The organism is Methylomagnum ishizawai (assembly GCF_019670005.1).
GTDB lineage: Bacteria > Pseudomonadota > Gammaproteobacteria > Methylococcales > Methylococcaceae > Methylomagnum > Methylomagnum ishizawai.
This window is the reverse complement of the sequence record NZ_AP019783.1, coordinates 3,028,455-3,048,337: the sequence shown is the minus strand read 5'-3', so window position 1 is coordinate 3,048,337 and position 19,883 is coordinate 3,028,455. Positions and strand designations below refer to the sequence as shown.

The following is a 19,883-nucleotide window of genomic DNA, read 5'->3' as shown; positions in this document are numbered from 1 at the left end:
GCGGCTGCCATGCGCGGATTTTTGAACATCGGCCTTTGCCTGTTCCTGCTGTGCCTGTGGGGTTGCGGTCCATCCGCCAAGCTGCCGCCCTTGCCGGGCGAAGCCAAGGTGCTGGCCTTCGGCGATAGCCTGACCTATGGTACCGGGGCCGGTTCCGGCCAGAGTTATCCCGATCTGTTGGGGGGGATGATCGGTCGCGATATCGTCAACGCCGGGATTCCGGGCGAAACCAGCGCCGAGGGCTTGGTCCGCCTGCCGGAACTCCTGGACGAATACCAGCCCGCGCTATTGATCCTCTGCCATGGTGGCAACGATTTCCTCCGCAACCTGGGCGAAAAGGGCGCGGAGGACAATCTTAGGGCTATGGTCAAGCTGGCGCGGGAGCGTGGCGTCGATGTGGTGTTGATCGCGGTGCCCAGCTTCGGGCTGACCTTGTCGCCGCCCGATCTCTACGAACGCATCGCCGGGGAATTCGCCCTGCCCATCGAAACCGGCACCCTGAGCCGCATCATCCGCGATCCGGGGCTCAAGTCGGATTCGGTGCATCCCAACGCGGCGGGTTATAAGTTGTTGGCGGAGGCGGTGGCGGAGCGTTTGAAGGCGGCGGGGGCGATTTGAGGAAATCGCGGGATCGTTATCCGCGCCTATTCCGGCTTGTCGAAGCCAAAGCGGTTTTATAAAAGGTATCCAGGAATAGTTCACATGTCAGGCAACACCCTAGGCCAACTCTTCACCGTCACCACCTTCGGCGAAAGCCACGGTCCCGCCCTCGGCTGCATCGTCGATGGCTGCCCGCCCGGCCTGCTTCTGTCGGAGGCCGATTTGCAGATCGAACTCGACCGCCGCAAACCCGGCACTTCGCGCCACACCACCCAGCGCCGCGAACCGGACGAAGTGAAAATCCTCTCCGGCGTGTTCGAGGGCAAAACCACCGGCACGCCCATCGGCCTCCTGATCGAGAACGTGGACCAGCGTTCCAAGGACTACGGCAATATCGCCGAGCAATTCCGGCCCGCCCACGCCGATTATACCTACCACATGAAATACGGCTTCCGCGACTACCGGGGCGGCGGACGTTCCTCGGCGCGGGAAACCGCGATGCGGGTGGCGGCGGGGGCCATCGCCAAGAAATACCTCCGCGAACGCTTGGGGGTCGAAATCCGGGGCTATCTGGCCCAACTCGGCCCCATCAAGATCGGGCGCATCGTCTGGGAAGAGATCGATAACAACCCGTTCTTCTGCCCCGACCCGGACCAGGTCGAGGCGCTGGAGAACTTCATGGACGCCCTGCGCAAAGCGGGCGATTCCATCGGTGCCCGCATCAACGTGGTGGCGATCGGCGTGCCGCCCGGCTGGGGCGAACCCGTTTTCGACCGGCTGGATGCCGAACTGGCCTATGCCCTGATGAGCATCAACGCGGTGAAGGGCGTGGAAATCGGCGGCGGCTTCGGCTGTGTCGAAGCCAAGGGCACGGAGTTCCGCGACGAAATCACGCCGGAAGGGTTCCTCAGCAACCATGCGGGCGGCATCCTGGGCGGGATTTCCTCGGGCCAGGATATCCTCGCCAGCATCGCCTTGAAACCGACATCCAGCCTGCGCCTGCCGGGCCGTTCGGTGAATGTGCGGGGCGAGCCGGTCGAGGTCGTCACCACCGGACGCCACGATCCTTGCGTGGGCATCCGCGCCACGCCCATCGCCGAGGCCATGGTGGCCCTGGTGCTGATGGATCACTACTTGCGGCACCGCGCCCAGAATGGCGATGTCGCGCCCGGTGTGCGGCCCATCCCGCCGCAAGCCCCATAAACGCTCCTGCCGGGCCGGGCCTGCCCTACGTCCGGCTGTCCGGCATCTATTTCTTCTACTTCTGCGCCCTGGGCGCGTTCCTGCCGTACTGGCCGTTGTATCTGGAAGGCATCGGTTTCGATCCGGTCCAGATCGGCCAGATCATGGCGATCCCCGCCGCCACCAAGATCGTTTCCCCCAACCTCTGGGGCTGGCTGGCCGACCATACGGGCCGGACCCTGCGCTTGATCCGTTGGGCCGCGTTTTCCACCTTCGCGGGGTTCTGCGCCGTGTTCTGGGTGCGGGACTATGCCGGGGTGGCCTGGGTCATGCTGGGGTTCAGCTTCTTCTGGAACGCCATCCTGCCTTTGTTCGAGACCATCACCCTGGGCCATTTGCACGGGCAGGCGCAACGCTATAGCCGCATCCGGATGTGGGGTTCCATCGGCTTCATCGCCTTGGTGGCATTGCTGGGCAAGGGGCTGGACGGGCTGTTCCCGGTCGCGTGTCTGCCGCAGGCGGTGGCCGTGCTGTTCGGGGCGCTGTGGCTGAATACCCTGGTGGTGCCATCCTCCGGGCGCGAGAACCATGGCGAAGGGCAGGGCAGCTTGGCCGTTATCCTGAAACGCCCGGATGTGATCGCCTTCTTCACGGCCAATATGCTGTTGCAGGTCGCCCATGGGCCGTACTACGTGTTCTTCTCGGTCTACCTGGAGGAACACGGCTTCGACGGGGCCGGGATCGGCCAGCTTTGGGCCTTGGGGGTGTTCGCCGAAATCGTCCTGTTCGCCGGGTTCCACCGGCTGCTGCGCCTCGCCAGTCCCCGCGCCATCCTGCTGGGCAGCCTCGCCCTGAGCGCGGCGCGGTGGCTGATGATCGCCTGGGGCGTGGACCATCTGGCTTGGTTGCTCATCGCCCAGGTGTTGCACGCAGCCAGTTTCGGGGCGGTCCACGCGGTCGCCATCCATTTGGTGCATGGCTATTTCCGGGGGCCGCACCATGGCAAGGGACAGGCGCTCTATAGCAGCCTGAGTTTCGGGCTGGGCGGGGCGTTGGGGAGTTTCCTCAGCGGCTATGGCTGGGAGGCGTTCGGGCCGCATTGGGTGTTCACGGCGGCGGCGGGGTGTTGCCTGCTGGCCTTGCTGGTGGCTTGGCCGGGGGTGGGGCGGAGCCGGTCTCCGGCTTGAGCCGACGCCATCGCCCCGGATTCCCGGCGGGGCCGGGGCGATGGATCGGTTTCATTTGCTCTTCAGCAAATCCCGGATTTCGGTCAGCAGTTGAATATCGGCGGGCGCGGGCGGCGGGGCTTCCGATTCTTCGCTGGCTTTTTTCCGGGAGGCCAGCTCCGCCAGCTTGTTCATCGGCTTGACGATGATGAAGAACACCACGGACGCGGTGATCAGGAAGCTGACGCCGGCCCCGATGATGCTGCCGATATCCAGTTCGATCAGCTTGTTCACGGTGCGGGTGACGGGTTCGCCCGCCGCGTTCTTTTCCGTGACCTCGACCAGCTTGTTCATGATCGGGATGGTCAGCCTGGGCTGGGGACCGCCCCCGGCCAAGGCCAGGATGGGTTCGACGATGCCCTTGGTGAACGCCGTCACGATGCCGGTGAAGGCGGCCCCGATGATGACGCCGGTGGACAGGTCGACGACATTGCCTTTCAGGATGAATTTTTTGAATTCTTCGAACATGGGCGGCTTCCTGGGGGTCCGTTGAGGGGGATGGCCGTTGGGCCGGGTTCAAGGGTGCCTCAAATCATCCCCAACTGCAATTTCGCCACCTCCGACATCCTGTCGCGGCTCCAGGGCGGATCGAACACCACTTCCACCCGCACATCGCCCACGCCCGGCAGGTTCTTCACCGCCGCCTCGGCGTCGTATTGCAGGACCGGCCCCATGCCGCAGCCCGGCGCGGTCAGGGTCATGAGGATATGCACGTCGTTCAACCCGTCTTCCCGTGGCCGCACCCCGCAGTGGTAGACCAGCCCCAGGTCCACGATATTCACCGGGATTTCGGGATCGAAGATGGTCTTGAGGATTTCCCAGGCGTTGCGTTCCACCGTCCCGGCGTCGGTGCCGCTGGCGAGGTTGCCGAGGGCGGGGGGTTCCTTGCCCAGGGCGTCGGCGTCCTCGCCGGCGATGCGGACCATATAGCCCCATTCCGTCGTCACCGTGAAATTGCCGCCCAGGGATTGGTAAAGCGTGACGATATGCCCGGCGGGCAGGGTGCCGGGGGTGCCTTCGGGGATGTTGACCACGTTCACTTCGCGTTGCAGGGCGATGCTCTCGCGCCCGTAACCATGGCTATGACCGTACATAAGCTTTGCTCTCGGTGGGTTCTTACGGATTCGGGGCCAGCAGGGCGAGGATGCGCCCGGCGGCGGTGTCCGGCTTCGCCAGCGCTTCCGGGGGTTCGGCGGGATAGGCCGAACGCCGGATCGGGCTTTGGAGCGGGCCGGGGATGAAATAATGGACCTTGAGTCCATGGCCTTCGGTTTCGTCGGCGAGGATGCGGGCGTAGCCTTCGAGGCCGATTTTCGCCACGCCATAGCCGCCCCAATAGGCTTTGCCCAGCCCGACCGCCGAATCGCCCACAAACACCGCCGCGCCCGCGCCGGCTTTGAGCAGGGGCAGCAGTTCGCGGGTCATGATGGCGGGGGCGGTCAGGTTGACATGGAGCAGGCGTTGCCAGCGTTCGCCGGTGACATCGGCCAGGGGGCCGAGGCTGCCGAGTTCGGCGGCGCAATGCACCAGCCCGTGCAAAGCCCCGAGTTCGCGTTCCAGGGTGTCGGCCAGGTCGGCGTAGTCCTTCTCGGTGGCCCCGGCCAGGTCCAGCGGATAGAGGGCGGGTTGGGGACCGCCCGCGGCGACGATGGCGTCGTAGAGCTTTTCCAGCCGGGGGATTCCGCGGCTCAGCAGCACCACGGTCGCGCCGGCGCGGGCGCAAGCCTGGGCGGTCGCCGAACCCAGGGCGCCCGTGGCCCCGGTGACGAGGACGACGCGGTTTTGCAGGGGTGTGGTCATGGCTGTGTTCCTCCGTCCAACCAAGCGAGCAGGTCCAAGGGCCGGTGGATATGGCCATCGGCTCCCCAGCCCAAGGGGTTGTCGTCCGCCGCGATATAGCCGTACCAAGCCGCCAAGGTGGTCATCCCGGCGCGGCGGCCCGCTTCCATATCCTTGGCGGCATCGCCGATATAGACACAGCGTTCCGGCGCGTGTCCCAGGCGGCGGCTGGCTTCCAGCAGGGGCAGGGGATGGGGTTTGCATTCGGCGGTGGTGTCGCCGCTGACGATGCAGGCGGTCCGCGGGGTGAGCCGGAGCGCCGCCGCCAGGGGGTCGGTGAAGCGGCGGCGCTTGTTGGTGACGATGCCCCAGGGCAGGCCGCGGGCGTCCAATTCGGCCAGCACGGTATCCATGCCCTCGAACAATCCGGTCCGGTCGGCCAGATGGGTTTGATAAAGGTCCAGCATCCGCTGTAGCAACGGTTCCCCCGCCGCCGCCACCGGACGGCCCAGGGCATGGCCCAGCATGGCCCGCGCCCCGCCCGAAATATGGGGTTTCACCGCCGTCGCCGCGCAAGGGGGCAGGCCGGCCTCGGCCAGGGCGGCGTTGAGGGCGAAAACCAGGTCGGGCGCGGTGTCCAGCAAGGTGCCGTCCAGGTCGAACAGCACGGCGGTGATCGCGGGCGCGGTGTTCTTCATGCTTCCGGTTTGGCGAAGGCCGCCAGGTAGTTCACGCCGATGTCGCGGCGGCTCAGGTTGAATTGCCGGGTCAGCGGGTTGTAGACGATGCCTTCGAGTCCCAAAAGGTCCAGCCCGGCTTCCCGCGCCCAGCGCCCGAGTTCCGAGGGTTTGATGAAGGTGGAGAAATCATGGGTGCCCTTGGGGATCATCTTGAGCAGGTATTCCGCGCCGACGATGGCGAGCAGATAGGCTTTGAGGTTGCGGTTGAGGGTGGAGAAGAACACCCGTCCGCCCGGTTTCACCAGGTCGGCGCAGGAACGCACGATGGCGGCGGGGTCGGGCACATGTTCCAACATCTCCATGCAGGTGACGTGGTCGAAACCGCCCGGCTGTTCCCCGGCCAGCGCTTCGGCGCTGATGTGGCGGTAGTCCACGGCCAGCGCGGCGGCTTCGGCGTGCCGGGCTGCGACCTCCAGGAGTTCCTCGCCCAGGTCGATACCCAGCGCCTCGGCCCCGGCCCGCGCCAGGCCTTCGGTCAGGATGCCGCCGCCGCAGCCCACGTCCACCACGCGCCGGCCCGATAATTCGGCATGGGAACGGATGAATTGCAGGCGCAGCGGGTTCACCGCGTGCAAGGTCTGGAATTCGCCGGCGGGGTCCCACCAGCGCTCGGCCAAGGCGCCGAATTTGCGGATTTCGTGTTCGTGTACGTTGTCGGTCGGGGTCATGGGGTTTCCTTGAAGCTTGGGGGGCGGGGGCTACGGCATCAGTTTTTGCCGCCAGTCCTGGGCGCGGCGGCAAATCTCGACGGCGTCCAGCGTGGTCAGTTCGCGCTTGTACAAGAGCCGTTTGCCCGCCACCCAGACATCCGTCACCTGATGGCGGCTGGCGGCGTAGACCAGGTCGGAGATGGGATTGTACAGCGGTTGGGTTTCGATGCCGTCCAGCCGGATCGCGGTGATATCGGCGGCCTTGCCCAGTTCCAGGGAGCCGATTTCGCTATCGAGCCCCAGCGCCCTGGCCCCGTTGAAGGTCGCCATCCTGAGCGCGGTCCGGGCCGGGACCACGCTGGCGTCCTCGGCCACGGCCTTGGCCAGGAGCGCCGCCATCCGCATCTCGCCCATCACGTCCAGGTCGTTGTTGCTGGCCGCGCCGTCGGTGCCGATGGCGACATTGACCCCCGCCGCCACCAGTTTCGCCACCGGGCAGAAGCCGCTCGCCAGCTTGAGGTTGGATTCCGGGCAATGCACCACGCTGGCCCCGCCGCGGGCGATGAGGTCGATGTCCTCCTCGGTGAGCTGGGTCATATGCACGGCGACGAAGTTGGGACCGGGCAGGTTCAGCGCCCCGAGCCTTTCCAGCGGGCGCACACCGTGGCGCTGGAGGCTTTCCTCGATTTCACCGGCGGTCTCGTGGACATGCATATGGATGGGCCGTTCCAGTTCGGCGGCGAGCCGGCGCAGCCGGGACAAGGGTTCGTCGGAGACGGAATAGGGCGCGTGGGGCGCGAAGGCCACGCTGATGAGCGGGTCGCCGTTCAACGCCTCGTGCAATTCCAGGCCTTTGCTCAGGTATTCGTCCGCTCCCGTGGCCCAGGCGCTGGGGAAATCCACCACGATCAGCCCCACCACCGCCCGCATCCCGCACAGTGCGGCTTGCCGCGCCGTGACTTCCGGGAAGAAATACATGTCGTTGAAGCAGGTGATCCCGCCCCGGATCATCTCGGCCAGGGCCAGGTCGGTGCCGTCGCGCACGAAATCCTCGTCCACCCAGCGCTGTTCCAGGGGCCAGATATGCTCGGTGAGCCATTCCATCAGCGGGCGGTCGTCGGCGACGCCCCGCAGCAGGGACATGGCGGCGTGGGTATGGGCGTTGACGAAGCCGGGGATCAGGGCGTGGAGCGGGAATTCCTCGGCGGCGGCGTTGGGATAGCGGGCGCGGGCCTCGGCGGTGGGCAGGATGGCGGCGATGCGGCCCGCCGCCAGGGCCAGCGTGTGGTGTTCCAGCACCAGGCCGTCGGGTTCCACGGGGATGATCCAGCGCGCGCTCAGGAGGGTGTCGATAGGCATGGCATAACCTAGTGTTTCGGTAAACTTTAGCACAGGGGGGCGGGGCGTGGGCCTAGGGATGCAGCAGCCAGGCCCCGGCCAAGGCTTCCTGCCCGGTCTTGAAGAATTCGATGGGGAAGGGCAGCAAGTCCTTGAGGAAGAACAGCAAGGCACCGTCCCGCCATTTCAGGTCGCCGACGATGGCCAGCCGGCTCATGTGGCGTTGGAGGAGTTCGTCGTCGCGGTCGTCGTCCCAGTTCGCGAGGGGGTCCAGGTTGGCGAAACCGGGTTCGATGACGATGAGGATATGGGCCTTGCCTTGCGGTGGAAGGGCGGCGATCACCTGTTGTTTGGCCGCGTCGGCTTCGGGGCGGGTCACTGTGCCCGAGGCCCGGACGAGCATGAGGCCGGGCTGTGGGTGTTCCAAGGTCAGTGGCATGGGTTGGGTGTGTTGGGGAAGCTTGGGGATGGGATGGGGCCGCATTATAGCGCCGTCCCGGCCCGGCGGCTCCGGGAAGCTCGCCCGCCGGGGGTGGCCGATATTGCCAATTCCATCACGTTAAATCCGATTTATACCGCTTGAGATAATTAGTTTTTGCTAATACCCTTAATTTCCAGGGCAGGGGTAAGGAGATGCGGGGGAGGTGGGTGCCGCGTCTGCCCGATGTCCGGCAGGACCGGCGCGGGCCTTCGTCGACCGCCCTCTACGTCCGTATTTATAACCACATGATTCACGCGGTATAAGCCCATGAATAGCCTAGGATTATTACGCCAACGGCGCGGCCCGGCCCTGGCCGCGCTGGGATTTTTGCTCTGTGGCCCGTGGTTCGCGCAGTTCGCCACGGCGGCGGCGACGGCGGCCACCTCCATCAATTCGACCAGCCAGAACAAGCCCAAGAAGCTCAACGCCGTGCCCCAGGCCGCCCAACGCATCGATGGCAGCAAGGGCTACCGGGTGTTGGCGACCAACGACCTGGGGATGCATTGCTCCGATCTCGATTACCGGATCGCGGCCATCCTGCCGCCCTACAACTCGGTGCATTCGCAGGTCGTGCGCATCGGCACCTCCAGCGCCAATCCGCCCCGGTTGCTCGACGCGACCGCCATCGACCTGTATTACTCGGCGGTGGCGAATCCCCAGGAACCCTTGCTGGCGGGCGGCGCTTACATCCCGCCGCCGGGTTACGAGAATCCCCCGGCCGGGACCACGGCGGTGTTCAAGGGTAATTTCTGGGCCTGCCAGTCGGGCGCGGCCACTTGCGCCGTGACCGCCACCAATGCCTACAAAGCCTATAACCCGTTCTATCCGGCGGGCATCCTGGGCCTGTTCAACCTGACGCCGGATTACGGCCTGCCCACGCCGGATGTCGAGCGGCTCTATCTGGGCGATGGCCAATTGACGGCGGACCAGTCGGCGATGCCGGGCCAAAGCGGACCGATGACGGCCAACGCGCCGCGGAAGTTTGGCCGCTATAACCAGAGCTATCCGGTGTTCAAGGATTTCCCGTTCGGTTATGTCGCCCAGCCGGGTTGGTTCTCGGCGGAAGGCATTCCCATCACCAACTGGGACGATGGCGGGCGGCTCAATGCCTATCCGCTGCTGCGGGTGCAGGCCGTGGCCAAGGGCGCTTTGCCCACCGACGCGGCCAACCTGCTGGCGAGCCTGGATACCGTCGCCCCGGTGTCGGGCGAGGCCAATTGCCGCAGTTGCCATACCGACGGCGCGGCGGCCAATGGCGGCCTGGGCGGCAATGGCGTCGCCACCGTCGGCTTGGCCCAGGTGTTCAGCGCCGCCGACGATCCCAAGTTCGGCAAGGTGCCCCTGGCCGTCAGTGTGGAATACGCCGCCGACAAGAATATCGTCGGCCTGCACGACCAGCGCGAAGGCGCGCAATACGTCAATTCGGCCACCGGCAAAGCCGCGCCCTGCGATGCCGCGCATCCGGGCAATTGCTTGATCAAAAAGACCCCGGTCGCCTGCCAGACCTGTCATTACACCCCCGCCCTGGACCTCGCCCAGGTCGGCCCGATGGGGCCGGGCACCAGCGCCAACGGACGCCAACAAACACTGCATGAATCCATGTCGCGGGTGATGCACGGTTTCCACGGTGCCCTGACCGACGGCCACGGGGCCAAGCTCATCCCCGACATGCCCGCGCCGGGCCAGCGCACTCCCCAGCAAACCCAGGCGTTGCTGCAACAAACCTGCTATACCTGCCATCCGGGCAATAACACCAAATGCCTGCGCGGGGTCATGGCCGAGAACAACGTGGTCTGCCAGGATTGCCACGGCGGCATGGCGCAGATCGGCGAGGATTTCTCGAAAGGAGTGTCGCGCAGCCATCCGGGCGCGTTCACGCTGGATGGGAGCCTCCGCGTGCCCTGGGCCGACGAACCCGCTTGCGGTTCCTGCCATACCGGCGACGCCCTCAGCAACCTCGCCAAGGCCGCGAATACGGTGAAATCCGCCGACGGCATCAATCTGGCCCAGGCCTACCGGGTCGGGGACGCCAGCGCCAAACCCATCGTGCCGGGCAACGATGCCCTGGGCGTGGTCGGCGTCAACGGCAATAAGCGCTTCGCCGAGCCGGTGGTCGCGACCGCCCTGGGCGCGAAGCCGATGTTGTACCGCTTCAGCACCGGCCATGGCGGCGTCTATTGCCAGGGTTGCCATGGCAGCACCCATGCCGAGTGGTCGAACACCGCGCTCAACGACAACGACGACGTGCCCTCGGCCCAATTGCAAGGCCATACCGGACCCATCGTCGAATGCTCGACCTGCCATAAGAACGACCTCGGCATCACCCTGGACGGGCCGCATGGGATGCACCCGGTGGGCGCGAGCCGCTTCGTCCAGGGCGGGCACGAGGATTATGCCGAGCATCATCTCAACGAGTGCCGGGCCTGCCATGGCACCGACCTCAAGGGCACGGCCTTGTCCAAGGCCCAGGCCGACCGCACCCTGAAAGTGGAAGACCGCACGGTCAAGATCGCCAAGGGCCAGGCCGTGGCCTGCAATACCTGCCACGAGATGCCCGGCCACTGAGTTTCGCTGTGTTGGCCCCGCCCGTCTTCGATGGGCGGGGCTTTTTTTATGCCACTGTCCCGTGTTGCCTTGCCCTGTTGTCCCCGAACGCATACGATCCGGGCGGCTTTTCCACCGAACCCGACCCGGAACCCCGCATGGATATCCACCCGAACACGCATACCCATCCCCCCAACCGCCAAACCCTCCACGTCCTCGCGGCCCTGCTGCTGGGGGTGGTGGCGGGCGAAATCCTCAACCTGGGCCTGGGCGCGGACAGCCCCGCCCTTGCCGCCCTCGTCGGCGGTTGCGGGGTCGTCACCGATATTTTCATGCGGCTCATCAAGATGATCATCGCGCCCCTGGTGTTCGCCACCCTGGTGGTGGGCATGGCGAAGATGGGCGATGGCAAGGCGGTCGGGCGCATCGGCGGCAAGGCCATCCTGTGGTTCTTCTCGGCCTCCTTGCTCAGCCTGGTGCTGGGGATGATGTTGGTGAACCTGTTCGATCCGGGCGCGGCCCTGCATTTGGAGCCGCCGCCCGCCGGCACCGACACCGGCTTGGCCAAGACCGCGCCGAGCTTCGGCAATTTCGTCGCCCATATCTTCCCCAAGAGCATCGCCGAGGCCATGGCCCAGAACGAAATCCTGCAAATCGTGGTGTTCTCGGTGTTCTTCGGGGTGGCCGCCGCCCAGTTGGAGGAACTGGCCCTGCCCATGGTCAAGACCCTGGACGCCTTGGGCCATATCATGCTGAAGATGACCGGCTATGTGATGCGCTTCGCGCCGGTGGCGGTGTTCGCCGCCATGGTCGCGGTCATCGCCAAGCAGGGTTTGAGGGTGTTGGCGACCTATGGTTTGTTGATCGGCGAGTTCTATCTCGGCTTGTTCCTGCTGTGGGGCGTGCTGGGTTTGGCGGGATATCTATGCCTGGGGCGGCGGGTGCTGTCCTTGGTGCGGCATATCCGCGAGCCGATGCTGTTGGCCTTCGGCACCGCCAGCAGCGAGGCGGCCTATCCCATGCTGCTGCGGCAGCTGGAGCGCTTCGGCTGCGAGGAGCGGGTGTGCGGCTTCGTGCTGCCCCTGGGTTATTCCTTCAACCTGGACGGCAGCATGATGTACATGACCTTCGCGGTCTTGTTCATCGCCGGGGCTTATGGGATCGAGATGCCGCTGGCCGACCAGTTGTTGATGTTGCTGGTGTTGTTGTTCACCAGCAAGGGCGTGGCGGGGGTGCCGAGGGCGTCCTTGATCGTGATTTCGGCCACGCTGTCGATGTTCCATATTCCCGAGGCGGGGGTGTTGCTCCTGCTCGGGATCGACCAGTTGTTGGACATGGGGCGCAGCGCCACCAATGTGCTGGGGAATAGCGTGGCGGCGGCGGTGGTGAGCCGGTGGGAGAAGGCGTTGCGCTGAAATATGCCGCTTTTGTGAGGGTGGTTTTTGGTGTAATCGGGGGCTGGAGATGCGGGTTCCTAAAGCTTGTTTGGTTTTGATTTTCACCGTTTGCTCAATGGGATATTGCACGATAGCGCTATCGACGAAGCTATCGGGGCCATCGACTACCGACACCCAACCGCTAAAATGCGAAGACACCCCTATTCCAAACCCTATCGAGCAGTATGAAACCTTGCCAGTTCATCAGAAATTTGTCGATTATCCGAATTATTGGCCTTACCATGGTCCGTCGAACCGGATTACTTGCCAATCCCGGAAATTCAAATATGAAGGCGTGCAAACCGGCGACACACTCAAGGTGGTTTCACACTACCGGGAAAATGGACATATCCACGCTGAATATCTCGCATTCAACGATAGAAAGATATCCGGGTTATATCGGAAGCACGGGATACTGCGCTCGTTTTGGCCTAATGGGCTTCCCCAGGCAACGGAATATTTCTGTAATGGATTCCCGGTCGGGTTCCATCAATATCTCGATAAGCAAGGGAAGTTGAAGTATGTGGTGGACTATAGCGGCAGCGATTATGAATTGAAAAAGCGTGGAGGCCATAGGATTTTCTATCTCGACAACACTCGTTTTTCTTTTCCTGGTTCCCCTAATGGTTCCCAATTGTTCAGGGAGGTCTATGCCATCGAGGAAGGCCGGGCAATCCACAAAGCCTTCTGGGGAGCTGGGATTTTTCATTTGCCATGGACTCCGCTCGATCCAGCTTCGAACTTCGTGCAATGGACGACGCCGGGTGATCAAGGTTTGCTATTCGTTAATGGACGGCAGGTGCGTATCGTCAACGAAGACTTGGATTACCTGTCCTTCGCGGAGGTTTACCAGCGCCATCAACAAGGCTTGCCGGGGCTGAGGTCGCCCCAGCCTTTCCATCCCGAGATATTGGCCTGTCCTTGGATCGACGAGGCCATGCGCCTTGGGTTGGAAGACCCGCGTTTCAAGCTCAAGCCCATCGCCGCCATCAGCGCAGCGGAGCGGGCCGCTTCCACCGAAGGCCGCTTCGCCGCCTGCATCGCCCATCCAAATGCCGATTGCCTGTTTGAACACGCTGCGGATGGCCTGCGATTCGAGGGCCCCCACTGGCTGACCGATATTCAAGGGTTTGCCCGTAGCGCCTTGTCCGGGGGGCATCCGCGTTGGGCACGGCAGGCCATGGAGGGTGCCCTGGCCAAAACCGAGGGTTTCCGGCTTCCTAATCCTTTGTTCGCGGAACGTGCGGCGCTTAAAGCGGAAGCGGAGTTCGCGCTGGGTTTGGACCAGGAAGCCGAGCGGTCTTTAGGTGTCGCATACAGCCATGCGACCACTGAGGGGACTGGCCATGCACGGGACTGGGACCGGATCGCGGGTTTAATGGCCGTGGGGTCAGTGTGGGCAAAGCAGGCGGACATGGAGCGGACCCGCCAGGTTTACATCAAAGCCGTTGCCGAAGGCGCACCGAAGGCGCTCGATATCATGGCGGCGCTGGGCGTGGCGCTGGCGCGGCAGGGCCAGCCTGATGCAGCGCTCAAACTGGCAGATGAGTTCTTTCCGGCGGAAACCACCAGCGCCTTGAATAACCCATCGAACCCCAGTTTTCCAACTCCTTCCAAACTCCCCTCTATCGCCGAAGCCGACGCCCGCTTGTATTTGCAAGCCCTGATCGGCTTGATGAAAGGCCGGTTCAAGCGGGGCGATGTGATGGCGGCCCGCGAATTATTCCAAGAGATCGACGGCCATCCCCTCGACTCGGATTCGGCGAGTCGGCTTTCCCTGGTCTTCGCCGAAATGGGCGAGGCTGAACGCGCCACACGGATCACGCAACATATCTATAAGTGGAGATATGGCTTATGGATAGATACCGCCGCCGCCCTTTGCCAAGCGGGCAGGAAAGAGGCGGGAACCAAGCTGGTTGCCCAGGTAGGCGCCTTTTCTTCGTCGTCTGGAATCGACAAGGCCACCCATCTAGCGAATCTGGCGAGAGGGGAAACCCTGTGCGGCGATCCTCGGAAGGGCCGGAAAACCTTCGAGCGGGCCAGAAAAATTGCGGCGGCGATTCCGTGTTGCGCCTCGGATGTGATTTCCGATTATGCCGGTCGAATGCTTGCCTTGGTGCGGGCGAACAGATTAGAAGCCGGAATCATGGATGGATTGGATAAGCCGGAACCCTATGATGATCCGACTTTTGCTCTCCAAGTCGCTTTTGAACGGATGCGAAAAGGTGATACGGCGGGGGCTTTGGCGAGGTTGGACGAGTTAGGGCCACGGGAGCCCACGCAATATCCACGGCAGTATTACATCTATAACCAGTATCGCCTTTATGAAAACCTTTTTCCGCAGATACGTGCCGAAGTATTGAGCCTGTTGGGCCGGAAAGCCGAGGCGGGTGCGGAACTTGCCCAAGCCAGGCGGTTGGCGCTGGAGCCTAGTGGGATAGGGGGTGCCGAATCACGGGCGTCGGGATTGACCCAGGTCGCACGGGTGTATTTGCGGTTGGGCCAGACTGGGGAAGCACGGGCTTTGGTACGGGAGGCGTTGGAAAATATTGCCGCGATAGGCATGAGCGATGCTGCCACGACTAACCATTATGGCCGCGATGTATACCCGGCCATCGCCGAAGTGTTGGCGCAGGTTGGGGCTGACGAGGAAGCCCGTGCGGTCGCCGCGGCCCTGAAAGAAACCTACCCGGATCACTTCGCTCGCCGATCTATGTTGGCCGACGGTCGTGCCCGCATCCTGGGCGAGGTGGCGGTTAGCCGATTCAGGGCCGGACGGGCCATCGGCGGACTGGATGCCCTGGATACGATACAACCCGCCCGGCTGCGGCTGGGGTTCCGGCTCGCAGCCGCCGAAATCGCCAATCAATGGGAAGACAAGGCGGCGCTGGAAGCCTTGCGTCCCAGTTTGGCGCAAGAAATCCAAACGATGGCGGCATCGCTCGATACCGGCATGGGCGGCCAGGCAAGGCGCCTGGCGATCCATCGGTATGCCCGCTTGCTGCGCTCGGGTTTCGTCCCACTCATGGCGGCGGAACGGTCGGGGGCGTTCCGGCAACTGGTCGAGGAAGCGCACCGCCTTGGAGCCAAGGAAAGCGCTAATGCCTTGTGCGAGTTGGGCTATACCGCGAAGAAGCTGGACCTGCGGGAAGAAAGCGCCAGGCTATTGGCCGAAGGTTTGTCCCTCACGTCGAAAGCGGGGGGGCCGGCTTCCGCAACCCTCGGTGCTTGTGGGTTTTGGCTCAAGGTTGCCGGGGAAGAAGCGCGTTCCCGCGAGGCGATGGGTGCGTTGTTGAAAGGGATCGATGGCAATAATCCCACGCCCGAGCAGCGCGATGGGCTCAGCCTATTGGGTTACGCCGTCGCCTATGCCGAATACGAGGCGGGTGAAATCCTGGGATTGGACGGAACCCGGCTCCTTCCCTGAAAATTGGGCCGAAATCAAGCGAGCGGATTTTTAAACATTAGGAGTGGTGGTACCCATGCAGCAATGGATTTTCCTGGCGGTGGCCATCGTCAGCGAAGTGGTCGCCACCTCGGCGCTCAAGGCCACCGAGGGCTTCACCCGTTTGTGGCCTTCGTTGATCGTGGCCTTTGGATACGTGTTGGCCTTTTTCTTCCTGTCGCTCACGCTTAAAACCCTTCCAGTGGGTGTGGCTTACGCCGTTTGGTCCGGTGTGGGAACCGCGCTGGTGGTATTGATCGGATGGGCTTGCCTGGGGCAGGCGCTCGATATTCCCGCCATGATCGGTTTGCTATTGATCGTGGCGGGCGTCGTCGTCCTCAATTTCTCCAAGACGGTTTCCCATGCCTGACGTGGCCGCGCCCGGCGGGCCTAGGCCTCCGGTTTCTTCTTCCGCCCGAACACCTTGGCGAATCCGCCCATCGCCACCACCGCCCCGGCCAGGATGACCTTGGCGAACTTGGCGAAGAACACCCCCGCCAAGGCCAATAACCCCAACTTCTTGGCCGCCACCCCGGCCACCAGGGCGGCGAGTCCGTATTCCGCGACCTTATCGGTGTCCGGCTGGAAATCGGCGTAGCGCTTGCCCGCGTCGAACTCCAGCGAGGCCAGCATATTGCGGGCGACGGGCTTGAGCCGCTCGATGCTGGCGAGGTCGGTCACCAGGTTGAGGCTGATATAGCCCTCGCGTCCCAGCATCAAGGTGTTGTAATTGACGCCGCTGGGTTGGTCGTTGCCGGAAAGCCGGCTCGATAGCGACCACACCAGCCGGTGGGTTTCGGGGTCGTACTGGGGGGCTTCCACCCAGCCGGCCACGGTGAGTTCCGGCAAGCCCCGCGTCCGCCGTTCCTCGTTGGCGGTGGCCGTGCCCTTACGGATTTCCTCCAAGAGGGCGTCGGCCTTCCAATCCTTGGCCTCGTCGTCCTTGATATAGCCCGCCGGATTGAAGCTCACCACGATGAACCAGGGGGCCTCCTGTTCGCGGGCCGGGAAGATCATGCCCTGCACATGGTCCGCGCCGGGATTGCCCATGGCCGCCAACAATTGGCGGGCGGGTTCGGCGGGCACGAAGTGATAGCCCGAAGGCAGTTGCAAAACCGCCTGTCCGGCGATGGCGACATCGGTCGGTCCTTTGATGGTGGCCGCGTCCACCGCCTGGAACGCGGTTTCCAGCTGGGAGCGGGTGGTTTCCGGGAGTTCGGGGGCGGCTTGGGCCGGGGCCGCGGCCAACGCGGCCAGGAGCAATAACCACGGGGCCGGGCGGCGGAAGCTATTCATGCGGATTCCTTAGGGTTGGGTGATTCTGGCGTGGGGAAATCGACCTGGGCGTAGATATCGGCGAGGTCCAGCGTGGCTTCCAGCCCTGCGAGCGGGATGCGGCCTTCCCGGTATTCGGTCAAGCGCCAAGCTTCCGCCGACAGCCGTTCATACAGTTCCACATGCGGGCGGTCCGGGTCGATCAGCAGGTAATAGCCGAGGGTTTCGATGCTCCGGTAATGCTCGAACTTGCCGCCCCGGTCGTAGGATTCGGTCGAGGGCGACAGCACTTCCACCACCAGGACCGGGTTTTCCACATAGAGTTTATGGCGGATGCCCTTTTCGCATAGCACCTGGGCATCGGGATAGCAAAAATGGTCGTGGCGGCGGATATAAAGCTTCGCGTCCGAGTTGTAGACCCGGCAGGGCTTGCCGCGCAGGGTGTTGCCCAAGGCGATGACGATATTGGCACCGACCAGGGCATGGCTTTCGGTTCCGCCCGCCATGGCGAAGATTTCCCCGGCGCAATATTCGTAGCGCCAGTCTTCGCGCTGTTCCAAGGCGAAATAATCTTCGTGGGTGTAGCAATGGAATTGAGGTGGGGACGACATGGGTGGGCCTCCTGGGGTTCAGCACCGGGGATTCTAGTGTCGCGACAGCTCCCGCTACGGGGAGGTGAGGATTCTACGCAATCCCGCCGTCAGCCGCCGGATTCCCTCAGCCGCCGTGTCCGGTTCCAAGGCTCCGTAGGCGATGCGGAGATAACAGCCCGTTTCCAAGCCGAAGGCGTTGCCCGGAATCGCCGCGACTTGGTGTTCCCGGATCAAGCGCTCGGCCAGGGTCATGGCGTCCAGCGCGGTATTTGCCTTGAGCAGGCAATAGAAAGCGCCTTGCGCGGGCGGGACGTGGCAGCAATCGGCCACGGTCCGCAATTCGTCCAACACGATGTCGCGCACCTGTTGGAGGCTGCGGAGCTGTGCCCGGCAATAGGCCGCGCCCACGTCCAGCGCGGCCACGGCGGCGTGCTGGGAAATCAGCGGGGCGCAGATGAGGTTGGTGTCCTGGGCTTTCAGCACGGCGTCGTGGAGCTGTTCCGGGATCAGCATGTAGCCGATGCGCCAACTGGCGAAGCCGTAGGCTTTGGACAGCGAATACAGCGCGATGGTGTGGGATTCCGCGCCCGCGCTGCTGGCCGGGGGAAAATGCCGGGCCTCGTCGTGGACGAAGTATTCGTAGGTTTCGTCCGAGATATGGTAGAGGCCGTGTTCCCGGCACAGCGCGTTCACCGCCCGCAGATCGGCTTCCGGGTAGACCGCGCCGCTGGGGTTGTTGGGCGAAATGGTGACGATGGCGCGGGTTTTCGGTGTGATGGCGGCGCGGAGGGCGGCGAGGTCGAGTTGATGGTTGGCGTCGGTCGGTACCGGCACCGGCACGCAATCCAGCATCCTGAGCGCCATTTCCTGGTTGAAATAGTACGGCAAGGGCAGGATGACCTCGTCCCCTGGATCGGCGATGGCGAACAGCGCGTTGAGGAAGCCCATGTTCGCGCCCGCCGTGACCACCACGGTCCGGCCCTCCAGGTTGGCGAGGCCGTTTTCCGCGACCAGCTTGCGCTCGATACGCTCCCGGAGTTCCGGGATGCCCTGGACCGGGCCGTATTTGTGCTGTTCGGGCCGGTCGCCGAAAGCGCGGGCGGCGGCGAGCGCGGCTGGGGGCGGAGGCCATGAGGCCACGCCCTGGCCCAGCGAGATGGTGCCGGGGGTGCTTCGGAGCCAATCGGCGACGACCGGGATGATGGGGGCTTGGACTTGCGCCATGCGGCGGCTGGCGCGGAGTAGTGGCTGGGGAGGCATGGACGCTGGGGAAAAGCGCTATTGTAGCGGGGGACGGCGCGGTTCCGGCAGACGGGCCGGGAAGGAATCGCCCGGAGGCGGCATCCCGGAATCCGGGCGGCGCGGGGTGATGCGCTTCCCGGATTCCGCAAGGCGCCCTGGGCCGAGCGCTTATCGCTTGGAACAGACCACGCCGTCGCACTGGGCCGGATTGCCGTTGAAGCGGGCGCGGTTGCCTCCGCCATCGGTGGCTCCCGGCACATCGAGTCCAAGATCGGCGTTCCGGTCGGCGCTATTGCCCGATAAGGTGATTCCGACGAGGCCATCCGGGTGGTTCATCCCCTGGATATTGGCCCTGGCCGTAACGCCATCGTCGTTGGGGAATTCCGGAGGCGATCCGAACCCGTTGGAGATCAATTGATTGCCTGCTATCAAAGTGCCTTGTCCGGGGCAGGGGGCGGGGGCGTTGCCGGAGGGGGTTCCGCAATTGAGTTCAATAACGATGCCGGAGGTGGCATTGTGATAGAACTGGTTCTTGAGGATCTGATTCCCCTGCAGTGTTAGAGGGCGGTAACCATTATCGAAATTCTCCATATGTATCCCCGCCCGGTTATTTAGGAATTGATTAAGGCGAATCATGTTATTCGTGGCATCTTCCTCAAGCCCTGAATGGAGGCCGACCCCTATACTGTTTCTCCTGAATAAATTTTTCTCGATCAGCACGTCGGGCCTCCAGCTTATAACCGCAATGTTATTGCCGGTAAATGCCGAGTTCCGCACCGTTCCGCCACTATATCCGCGGCAGGCCCCGCCCCAGGTACCGAAGCCTAGCGCGGTTGCCGGGATGTTTTCAAAAACGCTGTTCTCCACGAGGGAAGCGTTGTCGATGGTGCCCCAGCTGGAGGGGGTGCCGGCGCTAACAACCCTAACATTCCTCAGTTTACCGCCATTGGAGCAGCCCCATACGGTATGGTTGGTGCGGAGCGTCCCATTGCTTATCGTGGTTTGATCGGACATGTGGATGGTGATATCCCCTGTGAAGGCAAAACGGTTGAGATCGAAGATCTTGTTTGCGTCGCGCATCCACAAAAAACTGCAAGCCGTGTTCTGGGTAAGCCGATAGCCGCCTGGGGTGGCGATGACTCCGGGGCAGTCCAAGGGGGTATTGGTGGCCGCCTGCGCGGATGGCGCGAAAGCCATGCTGGCCGTGTAGATTGCCAGCGCTTGGATAATGGCGCTTCCATGTCTGGTTTCCATGTCCTTGTCCTCTTGTAATATCATCAGGGATACACAAGCTGAAGGCCGTATTCCTGTGGATTCTTACGCAAAATAACGCTCCGCGATATCGTGCGGTC

The 19,883-nt window shown here is 63.6% G+C and carries 18 protein-coding genes; 7 read left to right on the top strand and 11 right to left on the bottom strand.

The window, feature by feature from the left end; translation table 11 throughout:
• Window positions 1–9: 9 nt before the first annotated feature.
• The 3 genes from K5658_RS13870 to K5658_RS13860 all read left to right on the top strand — a co-directional run bounded on the left by K5658_RS13870 (window position 10) and on the right by K5658_RS13860 (window position 2,969).
• Window positions 10–618 carry an arylesterase gene (locus tag K5658_RS13870; RefSeq protein WP_221063718.1) on the top strand — a complete coding sequence of 203 codons (609 nt, stop codon included), beginning with the start codon at window positions 10–12 and terminating at the stop codon, window positions 616–618.
• Between the two features lie 84 nt (window positions 619–702).
• On the top strand, window positions 703–1,803 hold the full coding sequence (gene aroC / locus K5658_RS13865; protein WP_221063717.1) for a chorismate synthase: 1,101 nt from the start codon (window positions 703–705) through the stop codon (window positions 1,801–1,803).
• Entirely contained in the window at window positions 1,800–2,969 is a 1,170-nt protein-coding gene (locus K5658_RS13860) for an MFS transporter (RefSeq protein ID WP_221066982.1), read from the top strand. Before aroC ends, K5658_RS13860 begins: the two co-directional genes overlap by 4 nt.
• A 51-nt stretch (window positions 2,970–3,020) precedes the next feature.
• Here K5658_RS13860 and mscL read toward each other — a convergent pair whose 3' ends face one another.
• Genes mscL through K5658_RS13825 form a run of 7 tightly spaced genes read right to left on the bottom strand, consistent with a single transcriptional unit; the run spans window position 3,021 to window position 7,954 of the window.
• A complete protein-coding gene (mscL, locus tag K5658_RS13855) occupies window positions 3,021–3,476 on the bottom strand; it encodes a large conductance mechanosensitive channel protein MscL (RefSeq protein ID WP_221063716.1) in 456 nt (151 codons plus the stop codon).
• A gap of 59 nt (window positions 3,477–3,535) precedes the next feature.
• Window positions 3,536–4,102: a putative Fe-S cluster assembly protein SufT gene (sufT, locus tag K5658_RS13850; protein ID WP_221063715.1), complete on the bottom strand. Its 567-nt coding sequence runs from the start codon at window positions 4,100–4,102 to the stop codon at window positions 3,536–3,538.
• 22 nt (window positions 4,103–4,124) lie between these two features.
• Window positions 4,125–4,808 carry an SDR family NAD(P)-dependent oxidoreductase gene (locus tag K5658_RS13845; RefSeq protein ID WP_221063714.1) on the bottom strand — a complete coding sequence of 228 codons (684 nt, stop codon included), beginning with the start codon at window positions 4,806–4,808 and terminating at the stop codon, window positions 4,125–4,127.
• The gene (locus K5658_RS13840; protein ID WP_221063713.1) at window positions 4,805–5,485 is read right to left on the bottom strand and encodes an HAD family hydrolase; all 681 of its coding nucleotides are present in this window, start codon (window positions 5,483–5,485) and stop codon (window positions 4,805–4,807) included. Before K5658_RS13840 ends, K5658_RS13845 begins: the two co-directional genes overlap by 4 nt.
• Window positions 5,482–6,195 (bottom strand): bifunctional 2-polyprenyl-6-hydroxyphenol methylase/3-demethylubiquinol 3-O-methyltransferase UbiG, encoded by a 714-nt coding sequence (gene ubiG / locus K5658_RS13835; RefSeq protein ID WP_221063712.1) that lies wholly within the window; start codon window positions 6,193–6,195, stop codon window positions 5,482–5,484. Before ubiG ends, K5658_RS13840 begins: the two co-directional genes overlap by 4 nt.
• Window positions 6,196–6,225: 30 nt before the next feature.
• Complete coding sequence (locus K5658_RS13830; protein ID WP_221063711.1) at window positions 6,226–7,536, bottom strand: TRZ/ATZ family hydrolase; 1,311 nt, start codon at window positions 7,534–7,536, stop codon at window positions 6,226–6,228.
• 52 nt (window positions 7,537–7,588) lie between these two features.
• The gene (locus K5658_RS13825) at window positions 7,589–7,954 is read right to left on the bottom strand and encodes a SpoIIAA family protein (protein ID WP_221063710.1); all 366 of its coding nucleotides are present in this window, start codon (window positions 7,952–7,954) and stop codon (window positions 7,589–7,591) included.
• A gap of 309 nt (window positions 7,955–8,263) precedes the next feature.
• Between K5658_RS13825 and K5658_RS13820 the strand changes: the two genes are divergently transcribed.
• The 4 genes from K5658_RS13820 to K5658_RS13805 all read left to right on the top strand — a co-directional run bounded on the left by K5658_RS13820 (window position 8,264) and on the right by K5658_RS13805 (window position 15,791).
• Window positions 8,264–10,561 carry a cytochrome C gene (locus tag K5658_RS13820; protein WP_221063709.1) on the top strand — a complete coding sequence of 766 codons (2,298 nt, stop codon included), beginning with the start codon at window positions 8,264–8,266 and terminating at the stop codon, window positions 10,559–10,561.
• A 77-nt stretch (window positions 10,562–10,638) separates the two neighbouring features.
• Window positions 10,639–11,955, top strand: coding sequence for a dicarboxylate/amino acid:cation symporter (locus tag K5658_RS13815; RefSeq protein WP_246628446.1), 1,317 nt, complete (start codon window positions 10,639–10,641; stop codon window positions 11,953–11,955).
• Between the two features lie 49 nt (window positions 11,956–12,004).
• Complete coding sequence (locus K5658_RS13810) at window positions 12,005–15,403, top strand: tetratricopeptide repeat protein (protein ID WP_221063708.1); 3,399 nt, start codon at window positions 12,005–12,007, stop codon at window positions 15,401–15,403.
• A 55-nt stretch (window positions 15,404–15,458) separates the two neighbouring features.
• Window positions 15,459–15,791, top strand: coding sequence for a DMT family transporter (locus tag K5658_RS13805; RefSeq protein WP_085213545.1), 333 nt, complete (start codon window positions 15,459–15,461; stop codon window positions 15,789–15,791).
• 20 nt (window positions 15,792–15,811) lie between these two features.
• Here K5658_RS13805 and K5658_RS13800 read toward each other — a convergent pair whose 3' ends face one another.
• From K5658_RS13800 to K5658_RS13785, 4 genes are all read right to left on the bottom strand, one after another.
• Window positions 15,812–16,717, bottom strand: coding sequence for a DUF2167 domain-containing protein (locus tag K5658_RS13800; RefSeq protein WP_221063707.1), 906 nt, complete (start codon window positions 16,715–16,717; stop codon window positions 15,812–15,814).
• A complete protein-coding gene (locus tag K5658_RS13795) occupies window positions 16,714–17,307 on the bottom strand; it encodes a Uma2 family endonuclease (RefSeq protein WP_221063706.1) in 594 nt (197 codons plus the stop codon). The genes K5658_RS13800 and K5658_RS13795 overlap by 4 nt, the downstream gene beginning before the upstream one ends.
• 54 nt (window positions 17,308–17,361) lie before the next feature.
• Window positions 17,362–18,549, bottom strand: a complete 1,188-nt coding sequence (locus K5658_RS13790; RefSeq protein ID WP_221063705.1) for a pyridoxal phosphate-dependent aminotransferase — start codon at window positions 18,547–18,549, stop codon at window positions 17,362–17,364.
• Window positions 18,550–18,699: 150 nt separating this feature from the next.
• The gene (locus tag K5658_RS13785) at window positions 18,700–19,785 is read right to left on the bottom strand and encodes a right-handed parallel beta-helix repeat-containing protein (RefSeq protein WP_221063704.1); all 1,086 of its coding nucleotides are present in this window, start codon (window positions 19,783–19,785) and stop codon (window positions 18,700–18,702) included.
• Window positions 19,786–19,883 lie beyond the last annotated feature (98 nt).